This window comes from Amycolatopsis lexingtonensis, assembly GCF_014873755.1.
Classification (GTDB): Bacteria; Actinomycetota; Actinomycetes; order Mycobacteriales; family Pseudonocardiaceae; genus Amycolatopsis; species Amycolatopsis lexingtonensis.
Genome location: NZ_JADBEG010000001.1, coordinates 2,927,033 through 2,938,139, shown reverse-complemented (window position 1 = coordinate 2,938,139; position 11,107 = coordinate 2,927,033). Strand labels below are relative to the sequence as shown.

Sequence of the window (11,107 nt, the reverse complement as noted above, 5' to 3'; positions counted from 1 at the left end):
GCTGCATCGAAGATGAATCGCACCTGACAGGGGAAATAGGCGAGAATCACCAGGCCGAGGTACGGTTACGGCGATAGTTGAGTCGATACTGCATCGGAGGAGCGCGTGGTCGCGGAGTTCTCGGGCGTCGTCTCCGCCCCCTTGGCTGAGGTGTTCTCGTGGCACGGGCTGCCCGGGGCGTTCACGCGGCTCGCCCCGCCGTGGCAGCCGGTCCGGGTCGGGACCGAGGCCGAGTCCCTGTGCGACGGCACGGCCGAGCTGGTGCTGCCCGGCGGGTTGAAGTGGACCGCCGAGCACGAGCCCGCCGGCTACCGGCCGCCGCACCAGTTCGTCGACCGGCTCGCCACGCCGGTGCTCTCGGCCGTCGTGCCGTGGCGGCACGTTCACCGGTTCGAAGCCGACGGCCCCGGCCGCACCGTGCTCACCGACCGCGTGGAGACGCCCGTGCCGGCGGCGGCGCTGCGCTCGATGTTCGCCTACCGGTACCGCCAGCTCGCGGCCGACCTGGCCGCGCAGCGGCGGTACTGGCACGAGCCGCTGACCATCGCGGTGACCGGGGCGAGCGGGCTGGTGGGCACCGCGCTGACGGCGTTGCTCACCACCGGCGGCCACCGGGTGATCCGCCTGGTGCGGCGCGCCGCGCGCACTCCGGACGAGCGGACGTGGCGGCCGGAAGAGCCCGCCGAGGACCTCCTGGCCGGCGTCGACGCGGTGGTGCACCTGGCCGGTGCCTCGGTGGCCGGGCGGTTCGACGAGCGCCACCGGCGGGCCGTGCGCGACAGCCGGATCGGCCCCACCCGGAAGCTCGCCGAACTGGCCGCCCGCACCCCGGACGGTCCCGGGGTGTTCGTCTCGGCGTCCGCGGTCGGCTACTACGGCCCGGAGCGGGGCGACGAGGTGCTGACCGAGGACAGCGAGCGCGGGGAAGGGTTTCTCGCCGACGTCGTCGAAGACTGGGAGGCCGCCGCGGAACCGGCGGCCGGCGCGGGAATCCGCGTGGTCCGGGTGCGCACCGGGCTGGTGCTCAGCCCGCGCGGCGGCGTGCTCCGGCTCCAGCGCCCGCTCTTCGCCGCCGGCCTGGGCGGCCCGATCGGGACCGGCGGGCAGTGGCTGCCGTGGATCGGCCTCGACGACCTGACCGACGTCTACCTGCGGGCCGTGACCGACCGGGCCCTGTCCGGCGCGGTGAACGCCGTCAGTCCCGAACCGGTGCGGAACGCCGAGTACACGAAGACCCTCGGGCGGGTGCTGCACCGCCCGGCGCTGCTGCCGGTGCCGGCGTTCGGCCCGCGGCTGCTGCTCGGCCGCGAAGGGGCTCGCGAGCTGGCGCTCGCCGACCAGCGGGTGCGGCCCGGGCGCCTGCTCGACGCCGGGCACGAGTTCCGTCACGGCCGGCTTCGCGACGCGCTCGCCCACTTGCTGGGCGCCAAAACCGATTCGGACGCACGCCCGACCGTAGGAGAGCCGGTATGACCACCATCCACCGTCCCGCGCCGCCGCTGGCCCTGGCGGGGTTCGTCGCCGCGGTGGCCGTCGTCGCCGTCGTCGGCGGCCTCGCCGCGACGCAGTCCCGCGCCGTCTACGCCGGACTGGCGCAGCCGCCGTGGGCGCCGCCCTCGTGGTTGTTCGGTCCGGTGTGGACAGTCCTGTACCTGGCGATCGCCCTGTCCGGCTGGCTCTTCTGGCGCGCCGGGGGACCGCGGCGGGAGTTCGGCTGGTACGCCGCCGGGCTGGTGCTCAACGCGGCGTGGACGCCGTTGTTCTTCGCCGCGGGCGCGTACACCGTCGCCTTGGTGGAGATCGTGGCGCTCGACGTCGTGATCGCCGCGACCGCGCTGGTCTTCCGGCGCCGCTCGCGAGCAGCGGCCGCGCTTCAGCTGCCGTACCTCGCGTGGACGCTCTTCGCGACGGCGCTCAATGCCGCGATCGTCGTCCTGAACTGATCGGAGAATCCCCTTGCTGCTCGACACCCTCCTCGACCGCACCGTGGTCGTCGGCTATTCCCGCCTCGGCTACGCGCTGCGTCGCCGCGCCTGGGCGGCCGGTGATCCCGCGCCGGACGCGCTGCGGGGCCGGGTCGCACTGGTGACCGGCGCGAGTTCCGGCCTCGGCGAAGCGACCGCCACCGGGCTGGCCCGGCTGGGCGCGGAAGTCGTGCTGGTGGTGCGCGACCTCGCACGCGGGGAGTCGGCGCTCGACCGGATCCACGCGGCGGTGCCGGACGCGAAGGTCCGGACAGCCCGGTGCGATGTCGCCGATTTCGCGTCGGTGCGCGAGTTCGCGGCCCGGGAGTCGCGTGTGGACGTTCTCGTCCACAACGCCGGAGTGCTGCCGCCGCGGCGGGAAGAGAGCGTGGACGGCCACGAGCGCACGTTCGCCACGCACGTGCTCGGACCGCTGCTGCTGACCGAACTGCTGCGGCCCGCGCTGCGTGCGTCGGCCGACGCGCGGGTGATCTGGGTGTCCTCCGGCGGGATGTACACCCAGCCGCTCGCCGTCGACGACCCGGAATACCGGGGCGGGCGCTACCGCGGCGCGACCGCGTACGCGCGCACGAAGCGGATGCAGGTCGAGCTCACGCCGGTGCTGGCCGACCGGTGGCGGCCGGACGGGATCGCGGTGCACAGCACGCATCCCGGCTGGGCGGACACCCCGGGCCTGGCCGCGTCCCTGCCGTCGTTCCGGCGGCTGCTCGGGCCCGTGCTGCGCACGGCCGCCGAGGGCGCCGACACGGCGGTGTGGCTGGCGGCGACCGAGCCCGGCCCGCCGCCGGGGCGGTTCTGGCACGACCGCCGGGACCGGCCGACGCACCTGCTGCCCGGCACGCGCCCGGCGCCCGGCGACGCGGAACGGCTGCTGCGGCACTGCCTGGACGTCGTCGGCCGGTAGGCTCCCGCCGGCAACGGTGGAGGGGGAACTTCGGTGTCGCGATTCGTCAGACCCGTGCTGTGGACGTTCGGGGCGCTCGCCGCCGGGGGCCTCGTGTTCGGCGTGCTGCTGGCGCTCAACATCCCGTACCGGAGCACCGCCGCCCCGGAAACCACGTCCGCGACCACCCCGGAACCGCCGCCCGTACCCGCGGCCGCTCCGGCGGAGATGACCGCGTGGGTCACGGACATCCGGCCGGGCCTGGACGACCACAGCGCGGTGCTGCACGTCGACCTGTCCGCCTGCGCCATCGCGCCGCACGCCCAGGTCACCGAGGCCCCCGAGCGGATCGACGCCGGCGTCCTGTTCCAGGCCGGGGCCGGGCCGGACTGCCAGCAGGTCCCGGCCGACGTCCCGCTGAAGACGGCGGCACCGATCGGGAAGCGGCCGGTGATCGTCAACGCCGAGGACAGCTGGCGGCTGCTGCCCGGCGGCTGGAAGAAGTGCGACAAGATCCTTGGCTGCGAACCGCCCCCCGACCACTGCGCCCAGGCGTGGGTCGCGCAGATCGAGTTCAGCACGGAGGCCGAGTACCCCGGCACCACGCGGGCGTGCGACCAGAACTGGCTGATCCACGACCTGCAGCGGCACAGCGGCCAGGCCCCGAACCGGGTCGCCTACCGCTGGGCGGGCACCGGCTGGGCGAGCTTCGCCTCGGCCAGCGGCGGCGGCTGCGGTGAAATCCTGGCCGTCGAACCGGCGTTTCCCAGGTCGCTCTGCCAGAACCTCACCCCGCCGTCCTGAGGACCGGGAACTCGTACTTGACAAGCCCGCGGGCGCCGTTCAATCTCTCTAATTAACCGTACGGTACATACCTAACCGGTTAGTTACTCGGACTGCAGTGGCGCACCCGCGGAGGAGAATGACGTGACCGATCGTCCGGATGGCGCAGTGGACGCCCCTCCCGCGGGCCGGCCCGCCAAAGCGGCACTGGCCGCGTGGATCGGCAGCGCGCTCGAGTACTACGACTTCTTCATCTACGGCACGGCCGCCGCGCTGGTCTTCAACAAGATCTTCTTCCCGGCCTCGTCGCCGGCGACCGGCACGTTGCTGGCGCTGTCGACCTTCGGCGTCGGCTACGTCTCGCGGCCGCTCGGGGCGCTGCTGCTGGGGCACCTGGGGGACAAGTTCGGCCGCAAGCGCGTCCTGCTGGCCACACTCCTGCTGATGGGGCTGTCCACCGTGCTCGTCGGCTGCCTGCCCGCTTACGGCAGCTGGGGCGTCGCCGCGCCGATCCTGCTGGTCGCGCTGCGGTTGCTGCAGGGCCTGTCCGCCGGCGGCGAGCAGGCCAGCGCGAACTCCATGAGCCTCGAGCACGCCCCCGAGCACCGCCGCGCGTACTACACGAGCTTCACCCTCAGCGGCACGCAGGCCGGGCAGATCCTGGCGACCGCGGTGTTCCTGCCGGTCGCCGCGCTGCCGCAGGAAGCGCTGCTGTCGTGGGGCTGGCGGGTCCCGTTCTGGCTCAGCGCCGTCGTGGTGCTGGTGGGCTACTACATCCGCCGCTCGCTGGACGAGACGCCGGTGTTCCAGGAAGAAGTCGCCGGCGGCGAAGTCGTGAAGCTGCCGCTGGCCGTGCTGTTGCGGGACCACTGGGCCGACGTCCTGCGCGTCGTCGTCGCGGCGCTGATCGCTTCCGTCAGCACGATCTTCACCGTCTACGCGCTCAGCTACGCCGTGAACACGGTGGGCCTGAGCAAGACGCCCATGCTGTGGGTCGGGGTGCTGGCCAACGTCGCCGCCGTCGTTTCGATCCCGCTGTGGGCCAAGCTTTCCGACCGCGTCGGCCGCAAGCGGATCTTCATTGCCGGTTCACTGGGCTGCGCCGTCTTGATCTTCGCGTACCTCGGTGCCATCGCGGCCGGCAGCTACCTGTGGATCTTCGTCGTCGGCATCGGGATGTTCGGGATCGTCTACACCGCCACGAGTGCCGTGTGGCCGTCGTTCTACGGCGAGATGTTCCCCGCGCGGGTGCGCCTGTCCGGGACGGCGATCGGGACCCAGATCGGGTTCGCGATCAGCGGGTTCCTGCCCACCATCGCGGTGGGGGTGACCGGGACGGGCCGGGGCGCGTGGCTGGGCGTGGCCGTCTTCACCGCCGCGCTGTGCCTGGTGAACGTCGTCGCCGTGGCCACCGGGAAGGAGACCTACCGGGTGCCCACCGCGCAGCTCGGCCGCAAGGACCCGGTGCGCGGCGAGGTCGCCGTTCCGCGATGAACGAGTTCGAGGTCTACGCGCTCTGCTACGGACGGCGGACGGGGTTCCGGGGTGAGCACTTCCTGGGCTACGACGGGAAATCCGCGGAACCCCACCCGACCGCCTACTACGTCTGGCTGGCGGTGTCGCCGGAGCACACGGTGCTCGTCGACGCCGGCATCCGGGCCGAGCGGGCGCGCGAAATCGACGGGCTGGACTACGTCGAGCCCGTCCGGCTGCTCGCCGAACTCGGTGTCGGCCCGGAGACGGTGGACCACGTCGTCCTCACCCACCTGCACTACGACCACTGCGGCACGGTGGGCGAGTTCCCCGGGGCGAGAGTCGTCGTCCAACGGTCCGAAGTGGACTATTGGACCGGCCCGTTGGCGAAGCGGATCGAGCGGGAGCGGTGGCTGCTCGACGAAGTGGCGCTCGAAGACCTGCGAGCCGACCTGGTCGACGGGGACGCCGAGGTCGTGCCGGGGCTGAGCGTCCACTTGGTCGGCGGGCACACGGCCGGCATGCAGGTCGTCCGGGTCGAGACGGCCGCCGGTCCGGTGGTGCTGGCCTCGGACGCCAGTCACTTCCACGAGAACCTCGAGGAAGACCGCCCGGCGCCGCTGCTGCACTCGATGGCCGGGGTGTACGGCGCTTTCGACCGGATCCGGGAGCTGGCGGGCCCCGGCCTGGCGGTGCCGGGGCACGACCCGGAGGTGCTGGCGCGGTACCCGCCGGTGACGGACCGGATCGTGCGGCTCAGCGGGTCGTCAGGTAGCTGACGAGCATGTCGGCGACCATGCGCCGGTGGTGGTCCCGGAAGGCCGGGTCGAGCATGTCGCGGCCGAAGATCGCGTTGAACGTGTGCCGGTTCGCCGTGCGGAACACACAGAACGCGCTGATGGCCATGTGCACGTCGAGCGCGTCGACGTCGTCGCGGAACTGCCCGGTTTCGCGGCCGCGGGCGAGGATGCGGGTCAGCACGTCGAGGGCCGGGTTGGCCAGATTGGACAGTGCGGTCGAGCGGGCGATGTGCTCGGCGCGGTGGATGTTCTCGATGCTGACCAGCCGCACGAAGTCCGGGTGGGACTCGTGGTGGTCGAAGGTGAGCCCGGCGAGCTGCCGGATCGCCTCGGCGGGGTCGAGGTGGTCGACGTCGAGGTTCTGCTCGAGCGAGCGGATGACGGTGTAGGCCCGTTCGAGCACCTCGACGAACAGCTGGTCCTTGTTCGTGAAGTAGTAGTAGATCATCCGCTTGGTCGTGCGGGTCTTCGCGGCGATTTCGTCCACCCGGGCGCCGTCGAAGCCCTTTTCGGCGAACTCGCGGGCGGCGGTGTCCAGGATCTCGGTGCGGGTCCGGTCGGCGTCGCGGACGCGTCCGGGTCCGCTGTTCGCCACTTCGCCCGACGTCGGTGCTGCCACGGACTTCCTTCCTCGCTTCAGCTGGTGCTGACCACTCTAGGCCGTGGTACAAATAACGTACTAGTTCGTACATTAGGGGAGGGCGCGTGACCTTGTCATCAGCCGCCGAGGCGATCCGCGGGTACGCGGATCGGGCCACGCCGGGCACGGTGCTCACCGGCCTGATCGGCACGGGCATCGGCCCGTCGCTGAGCCCGCCGCTGCACGAGACCGAGGCCCGCAGGCTCGGGCTGGAGCTGGTCTACGCCCGGTTCGACCTCGACGACCACGACGTCCCGGCCACCGCCGTCGGCCCGATGCTGGCCGAGGCCCGTGCCGCCGGGTACCGCGGGCTGAACATCACGCACCCGTGCAAGCAGGTCGTGCTCGACCACCTGGACGAGCTGTCGGCCGACGCGGCCGCGCTGGCCGCGGTCAACACCGTCGTGTTCGAAGACGGCCGCGCGATCGGGCACAACACCGACTGGTCGGGCTTCGCGCGCGGGCTCCGGACCGGGCTGCCCGGTGTGGAGCTGGACTCCGTGCTGGTGCTCGGTGCGGGCGGGGCCGGGGCCGCGGTGGCGTACGGCCTGCTCACCGCGGGCGCGGGCCGCCTCCGGATCTTCGACCTCGACGCCGGCCGGGCCGCGGAGCTGGCCGGTGCCCTCGCCGCCCGGTTCGGCGCCGGCCGCGCCTCGGCGGGAACCGACCTCGACGCGGCGGTGGGCGCCGCGGACGGGCTCGTGCACGCCACCCCGACCGGCATGGCCGCCCACCCGGGGCTGCCGCTGCCCGCGCGGCTGCTGCGCCCGGACTTGTGGGTCGCCGAGGTGGTCTACCGCCCGCTCGAAACCGAGCTGGTCCGCACCGCCCGCGCGCTCGGGGCGCGGGTCCTCGACGGCGGCCGGATGGCGGTGTTCCAGGCCGCCGGCGCCCTCGGCCTGTTCACCGGCACCGAACCCGACGCCGCGCGGATGCTGGATCACTTCGCCCGGCTCACGACGTCCCAGGAAAGGCAGCCCGCCGATGCCCTCGACTGAGTCCCGCCGTTCGATCGCCACCGTGTGCCTGTCCGGCACCCTGGAAGACAAGCTGACCGCGGCCGCCCGCGCCGGGTTCGACGGCGTGGAGATCTTCGAAAACGACCTCGTCGCCTCGTCGTGGTCGCCCAAGGAGATCGGCGAACACTGCGCCGAACTCGGCTTGACGATCGACCTGTACCAGCCGTTCCGCGACTTCGAAGCGGTGCCGCCGGACGTGCTGGCCCGCAACCTCCGGCGCGCGGAGCTGAAGTTCGACGTCATGGGCCAGCTCGGCGCGGACACGATGCTGGTGTGCTCGTCGGTGTCGCCGGACGCGGTCGACGACGACGACCTCGCCGCCGAGCAGCTGCACCTGCTGGCCGAGCGCGCGGCGGCGCGGGGGATCCGGATCGCCTACGAAGCGCTGGCGTGGGGCCGGTTCGTCAACACCTACGACCACTCGTGGCGCATCGTGCGCCGCGCCGCCCACCCCGCGCTCGGGCTGTGCCTGGACAGCTTCCACATCCTGTCGCGGGGCAGCGACCCGGCCGCGATCCGCACGATCCCCGGCGAGAAGCTGTTCTTCCTGCAGCTGGCCGACGCGCCGCGGCTGCAGATGGACGTCCTGCAGTGGAGCAGGCACCACCGGCTCTTCCCGGGCCAGGGTGCGTTCGACCTGACGGCGTTCACCGGGCACGTGCTGGCGGCCGGCTACCGCGGGCCGCTGTCGCTCGAGGTGTTCAACGACGTCTTCCGCCAGGCCGACCCGGGACCCGCGGCCGTCGACGCGATGCGGTCCCTGCTCGGCCTGCAGGAGACGCTCGGGGCCGCCGAGCTGCCGCCCGCGCCGGCGCTGGCCGGGCACGCGTTCGTCGAGCTGGCGGTCGACGACGCGGCCGGGCCGGCGCTGGCGCAGGCGTTGACCGGACTGGGTTTCACCGAGACGGGCCACCACCGGTCCAAGCCGGTCCGGTTGTGGCGGCAGGGGGACGCGCGGATCCTGCTGAACGGCTCCGGCGCTCCCGAGGGCGCGTCGGTCGCCGCGGTCGCCGTCGAGAGCGCCGACCCGGTCGCGTCGGCCCGGCGCGCGCAGAGGCTGCTCGCGCCGATCCTGCCCCGCGGCCACCGTGCGGACGAAGCGGACCTGTCGGCGATCGCCGCGCCCGACGGCACCTCGGTCTTCTTCTGCCGCACCGGCGCGGACACCGCGGACAGCTGGCTCGGTGACTTCACGGAGACGTCGCCGGTGGGCGAGAGTGCCGGGGTGACCGGGGTCGACCACCTGGCCCTCACCCAGCCGTTCGACCACTTCGACGAGGCGGCGCTGTTCTACCGCGCGGTGCTCGGCCTGGCGCCGGAGCCGGTGACGGAGTTCGCGGCGCCGTTCGGGCTGGTGCGCAGCCGGACGGTGGCCGACCCGTCCGGCCGCGTCCGCATCGCCCTCGAATCGGCCCTGCTCCGCCGCGGCGACTGGGCGCCGGGGGTGCGCGAGCCCCAGCGCATCGCGTTGACCACCGGGGACGCGCTGGCGAGCGCCCGCCGGATGCGCGAGCGGGGAGCGCCGCTGCTCGAGATCCCGGGCAACTACTACGACGACCTCGACGCCCGCCTGGCGCCGGATCCAGCGCTGCTGGCGGCGTTGCGGCAGGAGTCGGTGCTCTACGACCGCGACGACCACGGCGAACTGCTGCACTTCTTCACGGTGGTGCTGGGCGGCCGGGTGTTCTTCGAGGTGGTGCAACGGATCGGCGGCTATGCCGGTGATGGCGCGGTCAATTCGCCGGTCCGGATGGCCGCCCACCGGAGGCAGCGCGCGGCTTCGGTGTAGCCGCGGCGTCCGTCGTCCCCGCCACAAAGCGGCAGCCTCTGACGAATTCGTGATCCGACCGCCTCGGAACAGCGATTTCCCGCCATTTCTTCACCTCCCGCCGCGGGTATCCAGCGCGGGGTCCCGGCTCTCTTTGCCCGGCGTACGACAAGTGCGTTCGAGATCCGGGAGGTCGAGGCCGTCATGCCCGAGAACGAGGTTTATCTGGTGCCACCGCCGAGGCTGGCCGCTTCGGCGGAGCTGCCGCCGCACCTGGGCGGGCTGCGGCTGGCCCCCTGGACCGGGGAACTCCCGGACGAAACGGAGCCGTTCGAAGCGCAGCGGGACGAGGACGAATTCACCGCCGAGCTGGCCGAGCGGATGGTCGAGCTGGCCCTGTCGCAGCCCAAACTGCGGGAACGGCTGGGGGCTCGTTGGCAGCTCATCGGCGTCAGCCGGTTCCGGGACAAGGGCGACGAAGCGTGGAGTTTCGTCGTCACCGCCTTCGACTACGAAGGCAATCGCGCGATCGACGCCGTGCTCGACGGACGGCGTGAAGAGCTGGTCGCGATCACCGAAACCGTCACGCAGCCGCCCCTCGCCACCGCGGAGGTCGAGAAAGCGGTGGAGCTGGCCCGCGGCGACGCCCGGCTCGACCGGGCCGAGCTCGCCGAGCTGGAAGCCATGGCCATCCAGGTCGCCCCGGAAGGGCTGCCCGAGGCGGCCGCGAACCACCGGCTCGTCGAGGTGCTGTTCGGCGCGTGCGGGCAGCGGCTGCCCCGCCACCGGATCTGGGTGGACCTCAGCACCGAGCAGGTCCTCAAGGTGGCCAGGGCCGACCGCGAATGTGGCTGCGGAAACGCGGGAGGCGAAGACTGATGGGCGAGTCGGGGTACATCGCGTGGCCGAGCCCGGGTTCGGCGCTGTGGCGGTTCACCTACACGCTGGCCGACCCGCCTGCCTGCGAAGGGATTGCCATCACGCAGGCGTTCTACCGGGACCACCAGGTGCTCTACAAGGGCAGCCTGCCGTCGCTGCGGGTCCAGTACGACCACAACGCCTGCGGGCCGTACAAGGATCCGCTCACCTACAACAACGCCCAGCCGCTGGCCGGGACCAAGAAGGTCAAGACCTACACCGTCGTCAGCGCCGGGCTGCCGGGGATCGCCGTCGAGGCGTTCCACCGCATCGGGGCCTACAAGCTGACCGAGCGGTGGACGTTCTGGGCCGACGGCCGGATCACCCCGCGCCTCTACAGCGCCGGGCTCCAGTGCAACACCGACCACCGCCACCACGCGTACTGGCGGCTGGACTTCGACATCGACGGCGCCGGCACGGACAGCGTGTTCGAATACAACACGTCGACGCCGAACCTCGGCTGGGGTCCGGGCTGGCACCAGAAGACCCGGGAGATCAGCCGCGTCAAGAACCCGCCGACCAAACGCAGCTGGGCGATCATGGACCTGAACTCCCAGCGGGGGTACCACGTCCTGCCCGACCCGGACGACGGCGTCGCGGACACGTTCTCCGACCGGGACATCTGGATCATGCGCTACCGCGGCGGGGAAGACCTCCGCGGGAACCAGGGCACCGCGCAGGGGGACGGGCTCGCCGCCTACCTGACCGGTGAGCCGATGACGAGCGCCGACGCCGTGCTCTGGTACTGCGGTCACCTCGGGCACCACGCCGAACCGGAGCACGCGGACGAGTACCACCACTGCGGTCCCACGCTCGTGCCCTTCCGGTGGTAGCCGGG

General features: G+C 72.5%; 11 protein-coding genes. 10 read left to right on the top strand and 1 reads right to left on the bottom strand.

What is annotated here, in order from left to right:
* Nucleotides 1–105: 105 nt before the first annotated feature.
* The 6 genes from H4696_RS13345 (at nt 106) to H4696_RS13320 (ending at nt 5,903) form a co-directional block, all read left to right on the top strand.
* On the top strand, nt 106–1,473 hold the full coding sequence (locus H4696_RS13345; protein WP_143265397.1) for a TIGR01777 family oxidoreductase: 1,368 nt from the start codon (nt 106–108) through the stop codon (nt 1,471–1,473).
* On the top strand, nt 1,470–1,943 hold the full coding sequence (locus tag H4696_RS13340; protein ID WP_086864640.1) for a TspO/MBR family protein: 474 nt from the start codon (nt 1,470–1,472) through the stop codon (nt 1,941–1,943). Before H4696_RS13345 ends, H4696_RS13340 begins: the two co-directional genes overlap by 4 nt.
* Nucleotides 1,944–1,956: 13 nt before the next feature.
* Complete coding sequence (locus H4696_RS13335; protein WP_225955677.1) at nt 1,957–2,889, top strand: SDR family NAD(P)-dependent oxidoreductase; 933 nt, start codon at nt 1,957–1,959, stop codon at nt 2,887–2,889.
* A gap of 33 nt (nt 2,890–2,922) precedes the next feature.
* Nucleotides 2,923–3,672 (top strand): hypothetical protein, encoded by a 750-nt coding sequence (locus H4696_RS13330; RefSeq protein WP_086864641.1) that lies wholly within the window; start codon nt 2,923–2,925, stop codon nt 3,670–3,672.
* A 123-nt stretch (nt 3,673–3,795) separates the two neighbouring features.
* A complete protein-coding gene (locus tag H4696_RS13325; RefSeq protein ID WP_249027226.1) occupies nt 3,796–5,145 on the top strand; it encodes an MFS transporter in 1,350 nt (449 codons plus the stop codon).
* The gene (locus H4696_RS13320) at nt 5,142–5,903 is read left to right on the top strand and encodes an N-acyl homoserine lactonase family protein (RefSeq protein WP_086864643.1); all 762 of its coding nucleotides are present in this window, start codon (nt 5,142–5,144) and stop codon (nt 5,901–5,903) included. The genes H4696_RS13325 and H4696_RS13320 overlap by 4 nt, the downstream gene beginning before the upstream one ends.
* Here H4696_RS13320 and H4696_RS13315 read toward each other — a convergent pair.
* Nucleotides 5,881–6,543 carry a TetR/AcrR family transcriptional regulator gene (locus H4696_RS13315; RefSeq protein ID WP_086864644.1) on the bottom strand — a complete coding sequence of 221 codons (663 nt, stop codon included), beginning with the start codon at nt 6,541–6,543 and terminating at the stop codon, nt 5,881–5,883. The two genes, H4696_RS13320 and H4696_RS13315, sit on opposite strands and share 23 nt — an antisense overlap.
* 92 nt (nt 6,544–6,635) lie before the next feature.
* On the opposite strand from H4696_RS13315, the gene H4696_RS13310 reads away from it, so the two are divergent.
* From H4696_RS13310 to H4696_RS13295, 4 genes are all read left to right on the top strand, one after another.
* Nucleotides 6,636–7,562 carry a shikimate dehydrogenase gene (locus H4696_RS13310; RefSeq protein WP_169735178.1) on the top strand — a complete coding sequence of 309 codons (927 nt, stop codon included), beginning with the start codon at nt 6,636–6,638 and terminating at the stop codon, nt 7,560–7,562.
* On the top strand, nt 7,549–9,372 hold the full coding sequence (locus H4696_RS13305; RefSeq protein WP_086864645.1) for a bifunctional sugar phosphate isomerase/epimerase/4-hydroxyphenylpyruvate dioxygenase family protein: 1,824 nt from the start codon (nt 7,549–7,551) through the stop codon (nt 9,370–9,372). The genes H4696_RS13310 and H4696_RS13305 overlap by 14 nt, the downstream gene beginning before the upstream one ends.
* 183 nt (nt 9,373–9,555) lie before the next feature.
* On the top strand, nt 9,556–10,230 hold the full coding sequence (locus tag H4696_RS13300; protein ID WP_086864646.1) for a hypothetical protein: 675 nt from the start codon (nt 9,556–9,558) through the stop codon (nt 10,228–10,230).
* Nucleotides 10,230–11,102: a hypothetical protein gene (locus tag H4696_RS13295; RefSeq protein ID WP_086864647.1), complete on the top strand. Its 873-nt coding sequence runs from the start codon at nt 10,230–10,232 to the stop codon at nt 11,100–11,102. The genes H4696_RS13300 and H4696_RS13295 overlap by 1 nt, the downstream gene beginning before the upstream one ends.
* Nucleotides 11,103–11,107 lie beyond the last annotated feature (5 nt).